The 17,123-nt window shown below is 40.1% G+C and carries 15 protein-coding genes and 1 riboswitch; of the genes, 12 read left to right on the forward strand and 3 right to left on the reverse strand.

Translation table 11 applies throughout. The annotated features are described in order from the left end of the window. Positions 1–77 precede the first annotated feature (77 nt). From BW986_RS21940 to BW986_RS21975, 7 genes are all read left to right on the forward strand, one after another. Positions 78–1,313, forward strand: a complete 1,236-nt coding sequence (locus BW986_RS21940; protein WP_076370775.1) for a S1C family serine protease — start codon at positions 78–80, stop codon at positions 1,311–1,313. A 263-nt stretch (positions 1,314–1,576) separates the two neighbouring features. Beyond that, positions 1,577–1,888, forward strand: a complete 312-nt coding sequence (locus tag BW986_RS21945; protein WP_076370777.1) for a hypothetical protein — start codon at positions 1,577–1,579, stop codon at positions 1,886–1,888. A 1,169-nt stretch (positions 1,889–3,057) separates the two neighbouring features. After that, positions 3,058–3,987 (forward strand): cytochrome aa3 quinol oxidase subunit II, encoded by a 930-nt coding sequence (qoxA, locus tag BW986_RS21955; RefSeq protein ID WP_076370781.1) that lies wholly within the window; start codon positions 3,058–3,060, stop codon positions 3,985–3,987. A 73-nt stretch (positions 3,988–4,060) separates the two neighbouring features. Continuing rightward, positions 4,061–6,007 (forward strand): cytochrome aa3 quinol oxidase subunit I, encoded by a 1,947-nt coding sequence (gene qoxB, locus BW986_RS21960; RefSeq protein ID WP_076370783.1) that lies wholly within the window; start codon positions 4,061–4,063, stop codon positions 6,005–6,007. Continuing rightward, positions 6,007–6,603 carry a cytochrome aa3 quinol oxidase subunit III gene (gene qoxC, locus BW986_RS21965; protein WP_076370785.1) on the forward strand — a complete coding sequence of 199 codons (597 nt, stop codon included), beginning with the start codon at positions 6,007–6,009 and terminating at the stop codon, positions 6,601–6,603. Before qoxB ends, qoxC begins: the two co-directional genes overlap by 1 nt. A gap of 1 nt (position 6,604) precedes the next feature. Next, positions 6,605–6,889: a cytochrome aa3 quinol oxidase subunit IV gene (gene qoxD, locus BW986_RS21970; RefSeq protein ID WP_076370787.1), complete on the forward strand. Its 285-nt coding sequence runs from the start codon at positions 6,605–6,607 to the stop codon at positions 6,887–6,889. A gap of 293 nt (positions 6,890–7,182) precedes the next feature. Then, positions 7,183–7,641: a YfmQ family protein gene (locus tag BW986_RS21975; RefSeq protein ID WP_397222851.1), complete on the forward strand. Its 459-nt coding sequence runs from the start codon at positions 7,183–7,185 to the stop codon at positions 7,639–7,641. A gap of 420 nt (positions 7,642–8,061) precedes the next feature. Here BW986_RS21975 and BW986_RS29800 read toward each other — a convergent pair whose 3' ends face one another. Both BW986_RS29800 and BW986_RS21980 read right to left on the reverse strand, forming a co-directional pair. Next, entirely contained in the window at positions 8,062–8,319 is a 258-nt protein-coding gene (locus BW986_RS29800; protein ID WP_142244714.1) for a BA3454 family stress response protein, read from the reverse strand. A gap of 122 nt (positions 8,320–8,441) precedes the next feature. Further along, entirely contained in the window at positions 8,442–9,299 is an 858-nt protein-coding gene (locus tag BW986_RS21980; RefSeq protein WP_260320931.1) for an EamA family transporter, read from the reverse strand. Positions 9,300–9,429: 130 nt separating this feature from the next. Then, a riboswitch (PreQ1 riboswitch) is annotated at positions 9,430–9,475 on the forward strand. Positions 9,476–9,579: 104 nt separating this feature from the next. Between BW986_RS21980 and queF the strand changes: the two genes are divergently transcribed. From queF to BW986_RS30380, 3 genes are all read left to right on the forward strand, one after another. Then, positions 9,580–10,080, forward strand: a complete 501-nt coding sequence (queF, locus tag BW986_RS21985) for a preQ(1) synthase (protein WP_061461394.1) — start codon at positions 9,580–9,582, stop codon at positions 10,078–10,080. Between the two features lie 203 nt (positions 10,081–10,283). After that, positions 10,284–11,630 (forward strand): aspartate kinase, encoded by a 1,347-nt coding sequence (locus BW986_RS21990; RefSeq protein ID WP_076371193.1) that lies wholly within the window; start codon positions 10,284–10,286, stop codon positions 11,628–11,630. A 114-nt stretch (positions 11,631–11,744) separates the two neighbouring features. Beyond that, positions 11,745–11,918 (forward strand): hypothetical protein, encoded by a 174-nt coding sequence (locus BW986_RS30380; protein WP_179086134.1) that lies wholly within the window; start codon positions 11,745–11,747, stop codon positions 11,916–11,918. Between the two features lie 426 nt (positions 11,919–12,344). On the opposite strand, the gene BW986_RS21995 is transcribed toward BW986_RS30380, so the two are convergent. After that, the gene (locus BW986_RS21995; RefSeq protein WP_076370793.1) at positions 12,345–12,905 is read right to left on the reverse strand and encodes a nitroreductase family protein; all 561 of its coding nucleotides are present in this window, start codon (positions 12,903–12,905) and stop codon (positions 12,345–12,347) included. 450 nt (positions 12,906–13,355) lie between these two features. Here BW986_RS21995 and BW986_RS22000 point away from each other — a divergent pair, with 450 nt between their 5' ends. Both BW986_RS22000 and BW986_RS22005 read left to right on the forward strand, forming a co-directional pair. After that, positions 13,356–15,104 (forward strand): ABC transporter ATP-binding protein, encoded by a 1,749-nt coding sequence (locus BW986_RS22000; RefSeq protein ID WP_076370795.1) that lies wholly within the window; start codon positions 13,356–13,358, stop codon positions 15,102–15,104. Continuing rightward, positions 15,079–16,869, forward strand: coding sequence for an ABC transporter ATP-binding protein (locus BW986_RS22005; RefSeq protein WP_260320932.1), 1,791 nt, complete (start codon positions 15,079–15,081; stop codon positions 16,867–16,869). The genes BW986_RS22000 and BW986_RS22005 overlap by 26 nt, the downstream gene beginning before the upstream one ends. Positions 16,870–17,123 lie beyond the last annotated feature (254 nt).

The raw sequence follows: 17,123 nt of genomic DNA on the forward strand, positions 1-17,123 counted from the left end.
TTTATTTTCTTAAGAATTTTTTAATATTTACTGTTTATGATTGAGCCAAGTAAAGGACAATCCTAGGAGGGATAAAGATGGAGAATTATAATGGTGATGAGCAAGTCAAAGTCAAGGCAGAACGGAAAAAGGGTAAATCTCTTTGGATAACCAGTCTTGTTTCCGGAACGGTTGCTTCTATGGTTACATCGTCTGTATTTCTATTTGGCGGGGATTTTATAGATCAAGGGAAAAGTTCAGTGAATGAGGCAACCGAAACGGCAGGTGTACAGCAAACGGAAAGTGTTGAAAAGGATAAAAGTGTCACGGCGGAAAAGTTATCGACAAGTACGGATTCAAATGATAGGGCAGAGATGGTCGAATCAGCATCCAAATCGATTGTAGGGGTCGTGAATTTACAGGAGATGCAAAACCAGAACCCTTACCAGCAGCAAAGCACGGAGAGCGAAACGGTTGAGAGCGGCACTGGCTCAGGGGTCATATATAAAAAAGCTAATGGGAAAGCCTATATCATCACGAACAATCATGTTATTGAAGGAGCTAAGGAAGTCGAAATTTCATTGTATGATGGACAAAAGGCAACGGCAGCGGTTGTCGGCGCGGATGCTTTGACAGATTTAGCGGTTTTGACAATTGATGCCTCGAAAGCACCGGAGGGAATTAAATTCGGTAATTCTGATAGCATGCGACCAGGTGAAGAAGTATTGGCAATTGGCAACCCACTTGGACTTGATTTTTCACGATCGGTTACACAAGGGATCGTCAGTGCGACCGGACGCTCCATTTCAGTCGATACCTCGGATGGGGAGTGGGAACTTGATGTCCTTCAAACAGATGCAGCGATCAACCCCGGCAATAGCGGCGGTGCGTTGATCAACACCGCTGGGGAAGTGATCGGCATAAACAGCTTGAAGATTTCCGAAAACGGCGTGGAAGGCTTAGGGTTCGCCATACCGAGTAATGATGTGATTCCGATTGTTACGGAGCTGATTGAAAACGGAAAAATCACGCGTCCATATTTAGGAGTCAGCTTGGCCAGTATGGAAGAACTGCCGCAATATTATATTCAAAATGTTCCTGAAGCCGTAAAGTCCGGTGTCATGGTGACGAGTATAGAAGCGGGATCGGCTGCGGCGAATGGAGGGCTTAAGCAACAGGATATCATTGTTGAGATTGATGGAACGAAAATAAATACTGCCGCTGCATTAAGGAAGTATTTATATACAGATAAGAAAATCGGCGATAAAGTAAAGGTTAAAGTATATCGGGGTACTGAAGAGAAAACGGTAACGTTAACCTTGCAAAAACCATAGAAAGTAGTTTGCCCCCTGATTATTAATCAGGGGGCTTTTAATTGGAAGTCGAGAAGTTTTTAGTAGTATAGAAAAGGTTAATATCGGAAAAATAGATAGTGTATTTGCACTGTTTTTCAGATTTCAAATATAGTCTTTAATACCTAAAAGCTAATAGTGGCGCGTTCTATTTGTCAAGGTTTTCATTGTAAATATGTTAAAAAATAGAAAAGATTTGACAAATTTGTGAAATGTCATAAAATAGAAAGAAAGGGGATGAAATTATGGAAGCTAATCAGAAGATGTTAGATGCAGTGAAATGGGTATCGGGCACAGGTTGTGTAATCGGAATTATTATTTTTGCTTTAAGTTTCTTTGTAAGCGATTACAATAAAGATTATATATTTACCGCCGTTGGAATCGCCATCACACTAAGCGCAGCTGCAATTTTTCTAGTTGGTATATTTTTTGTCCTAACAGAAGAAATGGTAATGAAAACACATAAAGGTGAAATTGTACAGGAAACGACTAAAATCATAAAAATGAAAACAAAGGCTAACACTCAAACAAAAAGAAGTACGGAATTCAGTAACTAAAACGAGGAATATAGCATAATGAACTTGCATTCTATCATCAGATTTACTAACATGGATGAACGCCTGTCTAAAGAATTTGAGTATACGTGATCCGAATGATTGAATGCGCTTTCATTTCGTGAAGGACTTGGATTAATTATCAGTTGGATACCTTTTAATTCAATACAATATAATGCACTCGTCATGTACCAAAAAAATATTTCAAGAAACCCTTTGTATTTAAAATACATACGATGTGCTTGGACATTCAAACCAAACTGCCTGAACGCCAGGAAGTTTTCACTTTGCATATTGAACTATATCCACGAGAAAAGGACACTTTGTAAAAGTCCTTTTCTCGTGGATTTTTTATGCCTTGCAGATACAAAAGGGATGCCGTTGATTTTTGAGTAGTGAGTTTCCAAAAGCCAAAGTTTATTGAACCACCACATGTACTTTTTTGTGAAATGGTTTTTGTCCTGTCCTACTGATATTGATTGATAAAAAACTTGACTAGTTGTAGCTAGTTTGCTTGACCCCTGAATTACTTCACCCAAGACTACTGCTAAACGGCTGTTTACGAATATGAAAAGTCAATAAGTATTGCGGGGAGAATAAAGCCAATTACATTTCGCACTCGTTATTTCCTTATATATATATAATATTGACCAGTGTAGAATCATAAGGGTATTGAAGCATGGAAAAATCATCTTGTACAATGCGGCCACCATTTGCCAACTTCCATGGCCCAGTGAAAAAAATCCGCTATAAATCATGTTCTCCAACGATATATACCTAATTAGCAGGATAGGTAATATACTTCATAATCTTTATAAGTCTTGAGGCAATAAACGTGGTGAATATAATGTGGAAATTTTATATGATTATATTAGAATAATATTAAATGGAAAGTGACCGATACTGTCAGCAATCCTGTACTAATAAGTGAATTTTCCATAGGTAATTTATTAAACAATTATTATATTTCATTTGCTGAAGATTTTCGAACATTTCTGTTCATTTACCATCTTCTTACTGCTCTTTATTGAACTTTATGTGACAGATGTCACTTTATATTGTCTTTTTTTACACTTGGGATTAATATTGGTATGTCGGGTTTGTGAACATGGTAACACTTTGTCCGAATAATTACCAATTGGAATTTTATTATGTAAGAAAGGGGTAGTACTATGAAAATAAAATGGGCTCTATTAACTATACTTTTTACAATTGCCACTGTACTAACCGGTTGCGATAACCCATTAATGGTCTTGGACCCTAAAGGGCCAGTAGCTGCAACACAAGCAGATGTTATTATGATTTCGATATGGACAATGTCCTTTGTCGTCCTTGTCGTTATGGTACTGTATATCTTCATGATAATGAAATATCGTGCTTCCAAACAACGTGATGATTATGAACCGCCTCATATAGAAGGAAGTAAGGTTCTTGAAATAATTTGGGTTGCGATCCCAATTTTGATCGTCGCTTTCCTATCCGTTGTTACTGTTAAAACAACAAATGAAGTTGAGGCAACACCTAAAGGGTACGGAGATCAAGAACCTTTAGTTATTTACGCTTCATCTTCCAACTGGAAATGGCATTTTAGTTATCCGGAAGAAGATATCGAAACAGTCAACTACCTGTTTATACCTACTAACCGACCAATCGAATTTAAACTTTACTCATTCGGTCCAATCTCAAGTTTCTGGATTCCGCAACTTGGAGGACAAAAATACGCGATGTCTGACATGGTTAATACGTTGCACTTAGCAGCTGATGTACCAGGTGAGTACATGGGTCGAAATTCAAACTTCAGTGGTTCAGGTTTTGCTCAGCAAACGTTCAACGTTAATGCACTGTCAGCAAAAGAATACGATAAGTGGGTAGATGAAATTAAAGCTACTGCTAAACCGATTACTGAGGAAAAATTCAATGAATTATTAAAACCTGGTCATGTGGGACAATCCACTTACACTGGAACTCACTTAGAGTTTTCACCAGCTCCTGAAGGGGAAAATGCTGGTCATGACCACGGATCTTCTGATACTGAAGAAAATGATTCCAAGGATTCACACGAGGAACATTCAGAACACAGCAACATGAATCATGATAAATAAGAATTAATTTCGTTCGATAAAACAACTAGGTTTACAAGATAAGGAATATTTTCCTGAAAGGAGTCACAAAAGTATGGATTACTTTGATCGATTTGCCGTACCTCATCCAAGTCCTGCGATTTATGCATCCATGGTTGCCATTGGTTTAACCATGATTGCGGTTGTTGCCGGAATTACCTATTTTAAAAAATGGGGTTACTTATGGCGTGAGTGGTTAACAACGGTTGACCATAAACGTATAGGTATCATGTACATCTTGGCAGCACTACTTATGCTTTTCCGTGGTGGCGTCGATGCTCTTATGATGCGTGCTCAAACGGCTATTCCAGATAACGGTCTTTTGGATGGACAGCATTATAATGAGGTATTTACAACACACGGGGTCGTCATGATCCTGTTCATGGCTATGCCATTTATCATTGGGTTAATGAACATTGTTACACCATTACAAGTTGGAGCGCGTGACGTAGCATTCCCACGTCTGAACGCAGTAAGCTTCTGGTTATTCTTCATGGGGGCAATGCTATTTAACATCTCTTTCGTAGTCGGTGGTTCTCCTGATGCAGGCTGGACATCTTACTTCCCGCTGGCAAGTAACGATTTCAGTGAATCAGTAGGTTCGAACTATTACGCGATTTCACTTCAAATAGCAGGTATCGGTACATTAATGACTGGTATCAACTTTATCGTAACCATCTTGAAAATGAGAGCACCTGGCATGAACTTAATGAAAATGCCAATGTTCACATGGTCTATCTTGATCACAAACTTCATCATCGTTTTCGCTTTCCCTGTATTGACAGTGGCACTTGCGTTGATGACAATGGATCGTCTATTCGGAACTCAATTCTTTACGATGGCCAATGGCGGTAGTGATATGCTTTGGGCGAACTTGTTCTGGGTTTGGGGACATCCTGAAGTTTATATAGTAATTCTTCCAGCTTTCGGTATTTACAGTGAAATTATTTCGACATTTGCACGTCGTAACCTGTACGGGTATAATTCGATGGTTATCTCCATGGTGGCTATTTCTACACTATCTTTCATTGTATGGGCTCACCATTTCTATACAATGGGTCACGGTGCAATGGTTAATGGTATCTTCTCGATTACCACGATGGCAATTGCCGTCCCGACTGGTGTTAAGATCTTCAACTGGTTGTTCACACTTTGGAAAGGTAAAATCGTATTTACCGTTCCAATGCTATACTCTTTAGCTTTCATTCCGATTTTCACGCTCGGTGGGGTAACAGGGGTAATGCTTGCCATGGCAAGTGCTGACTACCAATACCATAATACAATGTTCTTAGTAGCTCACTTCCACTACGTATTGATTCCAGGTACTGTATTTGCCGTACTTGCCGGTTTTACGTACTGGTGGCCAAAAATGTTCGGTTTCATGTTGAGCGAAAAAATTGGGAAATGGTCGTTCTGGTTCATTATAGTCGGCTTTAATGTAACATTCTTCCCGATGTTCATCACTGGTTTAGATGGGCAGGCACGTCGTATGTATACGTACTCTGAATCAACAGGGTATGGTCCATTGAATATGCTCTCTTTCGTTGGAGCGATTGGCTTGGCAATAGGTTTTGCACTTATTGTGTACAATATCTATTGGAGTACTCGTTATGCATCAAGAAATATTTCGAACGATCCATGGGATGCGCGTTCTCTAGAGTGGGCTACACATACACCAATCCCTGAATATAACTTTGCAGTTGTACCAACAGTTGATTCTACAGAAGCATTCTGGGATTCAAAGAAAAAAGGCTTCAAATTATTTGGCGGTAAAGTAGAAAAGATTCATATGCCAAATAACAGTGGCGTGCCGTTTATCATGAGCTGTATCTTCTTCGTTTGGGGATTTGCATTGGTATTCAGCATGTGGATCATTGCAATCATTGCAACGATCGGTATCTTTGCTTGTATGATTCACCGTTCATTCGAAAAAGATCACGGACGTTATATCTCTGTTGAAGAGATCGAAGAAACTGAAAATAAATTGCGAGGTGCTAAGTAATGAAAATAGATAACTCGCTGCCACTAGAATATAGCACGGAAGAAAATCGCTTAAAGATTTTTGGGTTCTGGATTTTCCTTGGGGCAGAAATAGCTCTTTTCGCTACACTGTTCGCCACTTATTTTGTATTAGTTGATGGTACTGGAAATGGTCCAACAGGGGAACATCTTTTTAAAGTCCCAACCCTAATGTTTCAAACAATCTTTCTTTTAACTAGTAGTTTTACCATAGGTCTTGGAATTAATGCAATGAGACTTGGCAGGCAGAAAGCAACGATTGGTTTCTTCATTATCACCCTTATTCTTGGTTTAGGCTTCTTAGGAGTCGAAATTTATGAATTCGTGGAGTATGTACATGAAGGAGCAACGATTCAAACAAGTGCTTTCTTATCTAGTTTGTTCACATTACTAGGTACGCATGGAGCTCACGTTACACTTGGTTTATTCTGGGGAACCTTCATCATCTTGCAAATTAAAAAGCGCGGTATGACTCCACAAACAACAAACAAGGCTTTCATCTTTTCACTTTACTGGCATTTCTTGGACGTTGTCTGGATTTTCATCTTCAGTTTCGTCTACCTGAAAGGAATGATGTAATATGAAAGAATTATTCCCACGGGGTCAAGTTATGGGATTTGCTTTTTCGCTAGTTCTGACTTTGGTCGCACTATCAGTTATTGTGTTTGATCTCTCGCTTAAAATGGCTGTGATCATCCTACTTGTTACAGCTTTCATGCAAGCAGCACTTCAATTTGTTATGTTCATGCATGCAGGAGAGTCTGAAGATAAAGCATCGATTTACACAAACGTTTATTACGGATTGTTCGTTGCATTGGTTACAATTTTCGGTACATTGCTAACAATGGTTTGGGGATATCAATAATCCATTCCGGAAAAACTGGGCGTCTTGATGACGCCCGGTTTTTTTGTATTTAATTAATAATATATCGCTCTGTCCACTTCATACTTTGTGGATGAACCCACCATGTTTAGTATAACCATTCCGGAACATAATATTTATAATGGAAAAATTTCCTGATTTCGAAGCGTGGCGGTGCGTTCAAGTGCAATGTTTTACAAAAGTAAAACGTTAATAGAACATACACATTTTCTAAGAAAAACTGTCAGACCTTTTGATATAATAAGCGATATAAGTAATTTATAAACGTTGCGCAGATGATAAAATTGACATTGCCGGTCTTGATATTGACCATCTTCTTAAGTTTGTTAAAAATATTGGTTTCCTGTCTTCCAACCGATGCAGTTAATTGGATTATCAGCAAATTTAAAATACACTCAGAAATTAGTGACGAGAATGCGATCGTAACCTTTGACGGAAAACGTTTGGAAGGTGAAGAAAAAATACAAGTCATTAATTATTTTATTTACGCTAGGTTTTTGAAAAAAAATCATATATTCCCAGGGAACGAGCAATTGTTTTTACATCCAGAGAACAGTGGGACCCCATTGGTCATTGATACTAAAAGAAGCCCAAAGGATGTTAGGTTATTTGTGTACATTTACAATGACCACGTGGATGTAGTTAAACAGTACAAGAAGAAAGTCATTTCTTATAGTCTGCTTTCAGATAGCCTCCAAGAGCGTTCCGTGCCATTAATAAGAAATTTAGTTTAATAGAAAAAGACGGTCTCTTTAAGGACCGTCTTAGACTGTAGACAATTTAACCGTTAATTTCCACTCCAGGCACTAGCTTTCCGCGGGTGGTCCCGTGAGCCTCCTCGGCGCCTTTGCGCCTGTAGGGTCTCCCTTGGACTCGCTTTTCCCGCAGGAGTCTCGTAACCTCCGTTCCAATTAACTTTATATAGAACCCTTTTGTCTACAAACTGAGACCATTTTTAATGCATTTTTTAAAAAATCTAGTAAACAAACTGACGTCTTAATTTTAGTATCTTTTGAAAAAAACAATTAAAAGTGTTTTTAAGTAGGAGGGAATTGCTGCAAGAGGGTCTTTAATCGTGCATATGAAAAATATTTTGGATAGTATTTGTATTTAAGGTAATAAAAAAGCAGGTATCTATTGCGATGCCTGCCTTTTTATGCCTTCCATTGTTTTTCAACCTGATGAAGCGCTTGTTGTAAAATTACTTCATGATCTGTATCCGGTTTAGTAAGGACGTTAGTTTGATAAGATTTTCCTTGAAAATCAACTGTTACTGTAACTTTTACCATTATGCATCTTTCCTTTCTTATTTCAGAATTAAATGATGTGGTTGTACCTATTTCTTTAATACCCGTTGCAGAGGATTTTTCAAACATTTCAAAAGCGGTAAAAACTAAAGAATTAATATTCAAAATTATCTGATATTTTTAGGGGAGTGTCAACACTTTTTTTTACCACCATATTTCTGGGCAAAATACAAAACGACCTGGCTTGTAATCATGACAGCCGGGTCGTTTTTGTAAATGAACTATATTCATATTTTAGTCAAGATAATGCCGATCAATGCTGCAAGTACGCCGGCAATTTGATAGTTTTTTAGTTTTTCCTTGAATAAATAACATCCTGCGAATACGACAACTAAACAGTTCAGGCTGACGACAGGGAATATGATGCTTGCGATGCCGGTGTTCAACGCAAAGAAATAACATCCATAGCCTATAGTGCTTAAAAGGCCTACTAAGGAACCGATTTTGACTTCCGGTAGCTTGATTTTTTCCTTTTTAAAGGCCAGAGCCGAAAGAAGATAAAGAGTTCCGCCTCCATACATTGATACCAGGATATCAAGGGAATTTAAATGAAGACGTGTTGATGTCGTCATAAGAACCCCGAGTACACCAAAAGATAAAATGGATAATAATGTGTGCATCATCCAAGGGAAATATTGATGGTTACCTTTAGCATTGGGTGTATACTGAATGACTAATGTAGCGAGAAACATGCAGACGATTCCAGTCCATTGCAAAGTAGAAATATGTTCGTGAAAAATTAAAGCTGCACAGAGAATGGGGAATATTGCATTCGCTGCGATTAATGGAGATGTCAAGCTTGCCGGCCCTTTTTCAAAGGCGCTTGCCATCTGAATATTACCATTAGCGTTCAGTACCCCAATGGCTCCACCAAGCATGATGGACAGCCAGTTAAACTGTAAACCATCCACAAATAATCCATAAGATATGGCCAAAATAAAAGCTGAAAAATAAAAGAAAAATTGGATATGTACTTTTGAGTAACCCTTTCCGCTACTCCATTTAAAAATGCTGTTATTGATTCCGAAACATAAACTAGTGATGAGGGCTGCAAAAATCCACATTGACGTAATCTCTTCCTTCATGTAGGATAAACTTCTTCTACATTTTAAGCTGAATGCATGCAGGAATCAAACCAAATTTAAAAAGTATGATTGACAGATCAGATATTTTTTTCTATATTTACTATGACAATTTTAAAATATTTCCCGATAAACGGGAGAGGTTCATAGCATCACCCTCTTAAAAAAACTATGGCTTTGATATTTTTCGCGAATCAACCATATCTTTGAGGAGATATGGTTTTTGTTATATAGAGGCCCATTTTATGAATCTCCCTGAAACGTGGGATTAGGAGGACTTTTAATGTCTGGAAGAAAAGAAGAAGAATTAAAAAAAGATATCACGCTGCTTGGGAATCAAGGAACAAAATATACATTCGACTATGCGCCTGAGATCCTTGAGTCATTCGATAACAAGCATCCGAACCGGGATTATTTCGTCAAATTCAATTGCCCGGAATTCACTAGCTTATGTCCGATAACGGGCCAGCCGGACTTTGCAACCATTTACATCAGCTATATTCCAAGTGTGAAAATGGTGGAAAGCAAATCTTTGAAACTTTATTTATTCAGCTTCCGCAATCACGGTGATTTCCATGAAGACTGCATGAACATCATCATGAATGATTTAATCGAATTGATGGATCCAAAATATATTGAAGTCTGGGGCAAGTTTACACCTAGGGGCGGAATTTCCATCGACCCTTACACGAATTATGGGAAACCAGGTACGAAGTATGAGGAAATGGCGGATTACCGCTTGATGAACCATGACTTATACCCGGAAACCGTGGATAATCGCTAAAGAATAGGAGAGACAATGGGCAAATGCCCGTTGTCTTTTTTAGTTTTTTAGCCATTCTCGATCAGCGGTTTTGTTGTTTTGTCCTTTTTAAAAATACAAATGTCCTTCAGCAATGGAATTTACACTTGATTGTTTCGGGAAAAAGCGTAATAATAAGGAGAGATAATTTTGACAGAATATTTACGAAAATAGGGGTTGTCGAGATGAAAGTTGCTAAGTTTGGTGGAAGTTCACTTGCGTCAGGTGAACAGTTGAAAAAGGTATTCGAAATTGTTGTTTCTGATCCAGAGAGGAAGATTGTAGTCGTTTCGGCTCCGGGGAAACGCAATTCCGATGATATAAAGGTGACGGATTTATTGATTGAAGCTGCGGAACAGCAGCTGCGCGGGGATAACGGAGAGCATTTGATAGAAGATGTCGTATCCCGCTATGCGAGCATTGCTGAAGAACTGAATATATCCGAGAGTGTCGTCACTGGGATTCATGAAAATTTAATGGCACTGTTGCATGCAGACCAAACTAACCCGAAGCGCTATTTGGATACCTTGAAGGCCAGTGGCGAGGATAATAATGCGAAGCTGGTCGCAGGTTATTTCCAAAGCCTTGGAGTAGAGGCGCAGTATATAAATCCGAAGAAGGCTGGCTTGATCGTAACGGATGAAGGTGGATTTACCAAGGTGCTGCCAGAGTCTTATGATCGGTTATATGCTCTGCGTGATGAGCCTGGAATCATAGTATTCCCAGGGTTCTTCGGATATACGTTAGATGGTGATGTTTTAACCTTCTCAAGAAGCGGTTCCGATATTACTGGTTCGATTCTTGCGAATGGGGTCAAAGCTGATTTGTATGAGAACTTTACGGACGTGGATGCCGTTTATGCGGTGAATCCAAATGTGGTTTCCAATCCAAAGGGAATCCGGGAATTAACTTATCGTGAAATGCGTGAGCTTTCTTATGCAGGTTTCTCGGTATTTCATGATGAGGCGCTGATTCCTGCATTCCGTGCGGGAATACCTGTCCATATTCAGAATACGAACAATCCGGCGGCACAAGGGACCCGCATTGTGAGTACACGGGATAATACGAACGGGCCGGTTATTGGCATTGCAAGTGATAAAGGATTTTGCAGTATTTACATTAGCAAATATTTGATGAACAGGGAAGTTGGTTTTGGCCGGAAACTGCTGCACATCCTCGAAGATTATGGAGTTTCATATGAGCATATTCCATCAGGCATCGATGATGTGACGCTTATTCTAAGGCAGGACCAGATGAAGGGTGAGGCCGAGAAGAAAATCATTTCACGAATCAAGAAAGAGCTTCATGCTGATGAAGTGAATGTTGAGCATGATCTTGCCTTGATCATGGTTGTAGGGGAAGGAATGCGCCATAATGTCGGAACAACGGCAAGAGCGTCAAAAGCCTTGGCCGAAGCGAAGGTGAATATCGAGATGATCAACCAAGGCTCTTCGGAGGTAAGTATGATGTTCGGTGTGAAAGGGCATAACGAAGAGACGGCAATTCAGGCATTATATCACGAGTTCTTTTGAGTATGATAGTTTAGGGACCTCCTTTTAGAAGGGGGTTTTTTGTGATTAATCTTTTAGTCATTACATACGGCTAGTGGACTTTTCATCTGGTTCTTTATGATAGTGGCAATGACCGTGGGGGAATCATTCCAAGCTAACAGACGCGCTGTAGGGTTCAGGAAGCCTGTCTTAATTCAATACCCATTCATCAAGTGGCTAAAGCAATTTGAGGGGAACGGAGTCGACGCTCTTGAAACGGATAAAAAGGGGCGTCCAACCTCTGAATACTTTTCTTTCACCAAATCATAAATGAAAGAGATGTCAATGGCGAATCAAGTTTACGGGCCAAATGATTCACTTGCACAAATTGATTTAAAGTAATCACTTCGAGTTGACCTTGCTGAATAGAATCATGTTTAGAAAGCATCCTTATCATCTCAAGTTTAATACTTCTATATCATACAAAAAAGAATGTAGGAATAAGTTCTATCTATATGTTAAAACAAAGTTGATTGGAGTGTAAGGTGCGGGACTCCTGCGGGAAAAGTCTAGGGGAGACACCACAGAGGATTAAGCCGAGGAGGCCCCCGGACCGCCCGCGGAAATCGAGTGCCCTACGTTACAATCAACGTTCAAATTGTAAAAACCATAAAAAAACTGTAGCCAAACTCGATTTTCATCGAGTTTGGCTACAGTCTGAGCCTCCAGTTGAGAATTGAAGGTCTCTCTTTTATATTAGTCCATAATGGTCAGTATTTGATCGATCTCTTTCCTTGGACGTGGAGTGGGGATCATATCGGGATAGCCGACGTGAAGGCTGCCGACGATCTTCTCGCCGGGTTTCACGCCTAAAGCTTCACGAAACTCCATGCTGTGTATCATGCCGTATGTTTCCCATATCATCCCGATTCCTTTTTCCCAGGCAAGTAGGCTGAAATTCTGGATCAAGGCACTTGTAGCCGCATAATCTTCTTCACGTGTCATGGGATTCGGATTCTCTTCCATGATCACCGCAACAAACATCGGTACACCTATAAGTTTATTATATCCTCGCTCTCCGGCCGCTTTTTTCTTTTCAGGGTCCTTCTCTTTGCCTACCATGAAAGCACTGGTTGCTTCCGCGAGTTTTAAACGGCTTTCACCATGCACCACGACGAAGCGCCATGGTTGGGTCATTTTATGGTTCGGTGCCCATGTAGCAGTTTCCAATAAAGATTGGATGGTATCAATAGGAACAGGAATGTCCTTAAATCGTTTGATGCTGCGCCGTTCTTTAATGATATCTTCCAGTTTCATGATCATCCTGCTCCTTTAATCATATATGTAAGTTTAATAGTTGAAAAAAAATAATCCCCGGCTGCCTAATATGCTTTCAACGTGAATAAATTACTTGAATAAAGAGGGGGCAATATTCTAGTGACTTGCATTCGCTAATGAGCATATAATTTTACTAGGCACAGAGAAGCCGGGGCGACATTGTAGCTATGTACAATATCAAAAGGGTACGATAAGAGAATATCGTAATTGCTTATCAAATTTCAGAGATCGATAATGAAATTGAAAATCATTATCAATTAGAATTTTCGCTTATTTCGTGTAATTTGTCAAGGGTATTTATTAAAAAAAATTCAATATATTTACCAATCCTTTATAATAGTTAATATCTTTTAAAAAATCTGTATAAAAATGTATAATGAAAGGATGAAAAGATGCTATCTACATATGAAGAATCGAAGGGTGTCATAGATGAAAAATTTGTCCTCATTTCTTAAGCCATACTGGCTTTTGATCATTCTTGCTTTATCCTTAATGATTGTCGAGCTCGGGGTAGAGCTGTTACAACCTCTATTTATAGCAAAAATAATTGATGATGGCATTTTGCAGAAAGATTTATCGGTGGTGATTAAATGGGGAAGTGTCATGGTTGGACTTTCCGTTTTTTCATTCCTTGGCGGGATCGTTAATTCCTTTACGGCATCACATGTAAGTCAAAGCTTTGGACATGATGTAAGGAAAAGCCTTTTTGGTAAAATACAGGCGTTTTCTTTTGCGAATTTGAATAATATCCCTACTTCCTCGTTGATAACAAGGATGACGAATGATGTGACCCAACTTCAAAATACGGTTTTTATGGGCCTGCGTATCATGGCAAGGGCGCCATTGATCGTAATCGGCGGGGCGATAATGGCGATTACGGTCGATTTGAAACTATCCCTTGTTTTGGTCATTTCAATTCCAGTTCTTGTCTTCTTCCTTAGATGGGTGATGAAACGAGCGGCCAAGCTGTTTAAGCTCGTACAGAATAAACTCGATAATGTCAATGGCGTCATGAGGGAAAACCTGATAGGCATGCGATTGATCAAAGCTTTTCTTCGTAAGGAGCATGAAATCGGCCGATTTGACGATGCGAATGAAGAGTTGAAAAGAAAGACTGTGACTTCCCTTCGTTTAATTGAAACGACGATGCCTGTGTTGATGCTTGTCATGAATGTGGCGATTCTGATCATTCTCTGGCTTGGAAGCGAATTTATAACAACGGGAGATATACAGGTAGGGGAGGTGGTGGCGATTGTCAACTATGCCACGAGGATTGCGGCATCCCTTTCCGTTTTTTCATGGCTGATCATGGTCATTTCCCGTGCGAAGGCTTCAGCGGAACGTGTGACGGAAATATTTGAAACTCCGATAGATATTGATGAAGGCAAGGCGGAAAGTAAGAGTGGGGACATCAATGGGGGAGGCATCAAGTTTCTGGATGTATCTTTCCGCTATCCTGGAACCGATACCCCGATATTGAAAAACTTGAGCTTCTCCATCGATCCTGGAGAATCGCTTGCCATCATAGGAGCGACAGGATCAGGGAAAACATCACTGTTTCAGCTGATTCCGAGATTATACGAAGTTGAAAGCGGCTCCATTCGAATTGATGACCAGGATGTGAAAGATATTCCATTGAATTCGCTGCGGAAAAGGATCGGCTATGTACCGCAAGAGGCCCTGCTATTTTCAGGAACCATAAAAAATAATGTCGCTTGGGGAAAAGAAGATGCCACGATGGAGGAAATCATGACAGCGGCCATGCATGCCCAGGTCCATGAGACCGTAATGAAACTTCCGAAACAATATGAAACCCAGTTAGGGCAAAAAGGTGTGAATCTGTCCGGAGGGCAAAAACAACGCTTATCGATTGCAAGAGCATTGGTGCGCAGACCTAAGATTCTCCTTCTGGATGATAGTACGAGTGCGCTGGATTTGAAAACGGAAAGTAAATTGCTTGCCGCTTTAAAGGACTATACATGCACAACGCTCATCATTACACAAAAAATCAGTACAGCCATGGAGGCGGACAAAATATTGTTGCTGGAAAGCGGTCAAGTAATTGCGCTGGGGAAACATCAGAATTTGATGCAAACAAGCGATCTTTATCGAAAAATCGTTCACTCACAGTTTGGGGAGGAGGGGATTTCTCTTGAGTCCAAGAACATCTCCCGATAAGGCAAGGACTAAACCGGTCAACTCCTGGAATACGATAAAAAGGATCATTCCCTACTTAGCAACGAATAAAAGCCTGCTATTTTGTGTCCTTTTCATGGTACTGATAAGCTCGGTTTTGGGATTGCTTGGCCCTTTTCTAGTTGGGATGGCCATTGATGATTATATTGTCACAAGAGATAGCGGGGGGCTGATCAGCCTTCTTTTCGGACTTCTCGGGGTCTATATATTCTATTCCTTATCCATGTGGCTTCAGAATTATTGGATGATCGGAATCGCTCAGGATACGGTTTATGCAATGCGCAATCAATTGTTCAAAAAGCTTCACCAGTTGTCCATTCCCTTTTTTGACCGGCGTCAGCATGGTGAATTGATGAGTAGGGTCACGAATGATATAGAAAATGTCAGTTCCACTTTGAATAGTTCAGTCATCCAGATTTTTTCCAGTGTTCTGACACTGGTCGGGACAATCGGAGTTATGCTGTATTTGAGCCCTTTATTAACTGTTTTAACCTTATTAATCGTTCCTCTTATGTTCTTCGGTCTGAGATGGATAACAAATCGGACGGGAAAGCTGTTTAAACAACAGCAGAAGAATCTTGGAGAACTGAATGGTTTTATAGAAGAAACGATTTCAGGACAACGGATCGTAAAGGCTTTTTCACAGGAAGATAAAGTGATCCGGGATTTTGTCATCAGGAGTGAAAATTTAAAGAAAGCTGGTTTCTTATCACAATCATACTCTGGGCTGATTCCGAAATTGATGAATTTACTGAACAACTTAAGCTTTACGGTAATAGCCGCTGTCGGCGGGTTTTTGGCGCTGAGTGGCATAGGGACGGTTTCCATCGGGGTCATTGTCATTTTCACCGAGTATTCAAGGCAATTCACCCGTCCGCTCAATGACCTCGCTAACCAATTCAATACACTTCTCTCGGCTGTTGCCGGTGCGGAGCGGGTTTTCACCATACTTGATGAAAAAGAAGAGGAAGTGGATGAGAAACAGGCCTCTGAGCTTCGTGATGTCCGTGGTGAGGTGGAATTTGAGGGTGTTTCCTTTTCGTATAATGATGAGGAGCAAACGATATATGATGTTGATTTCCGTGCGGAAAAAGGGGAGACCATCGCGCTTGTAGGTCCCACTGGGGCAGGTAAGACTACGATCATTAACCTTATTGCCCGTTTTTACGAGCCGAACAACGGCCGGATATTGATTGATGGCCAGGATATCCAACAGGTGACGAGGTCCAGTCTCCGTAAGCACATGGGCTTCGTTTTACAAGATTCTTTTTTGTTTCAAGGTACGATTCGTGAAAATATCCGCTACGGTCGACTGGATGCCGAAGATGAAGAAGTGGTGGATGCAGCGAAGCTTGCCAATGCCCATTCCTTTATCATGAAACTGCCGGATCGGTACGATACCATCTTGAATCAGGATGGCAGTGGGATAAGCCAGGGACAACGCCAGCTATTATCGATTGCCAGGGCTATTCTAGCCGATCCCGTTCTCTTGATTTTGGATGAAGCGACAAGTAGCATAGATACGATTACAGAGCTTAAAATCCAGGAGGCTTTACACCGTTTGATGGAGGGGAGGACAAGTTTTGTCATTGCCCACAGATTGAATACAATTCAGCAAAGTGACCAAATCCTTGTTCTTGATGAAGGAAGGATCATTGAAAAGGGAGCCCATGAAGAATTGTTGCGGCAGAGGGGTTTTTATTATGAACTGTTTCGCCGTTCATTAAGGGGAAACCAGATTGGATGAAGAAAGAATGTGTGCCGTCAGGGCGCACATTTTTTGTGTTGGTCCCCATTATTAGGATATTAAACTTGGGGATTGCATTCTATTCATATAATGAAAAACCTTCTAAAAAATGTGGATTTTTCACCCAATACGGTTTTATAAAGCGTGAAAATCACCAATTCCATCTTGGTGGGAACCGAGGGAATTATCGACAAAATAATGGGAAATACTTTACAAATTGACTAATTTGCTATTGCTAAAAAACCTTAAGGTAA

Source organism: Peribacillus simplex (genome assembly GCF_900156045.1).
In the GTDB taxonomy this organism is placed as follows: domain Bacteria; phylum Bacillota; class Bacilli; order Bacillales; family DSM-1321; genus Peribacillus; species Peribacillus simplex_D.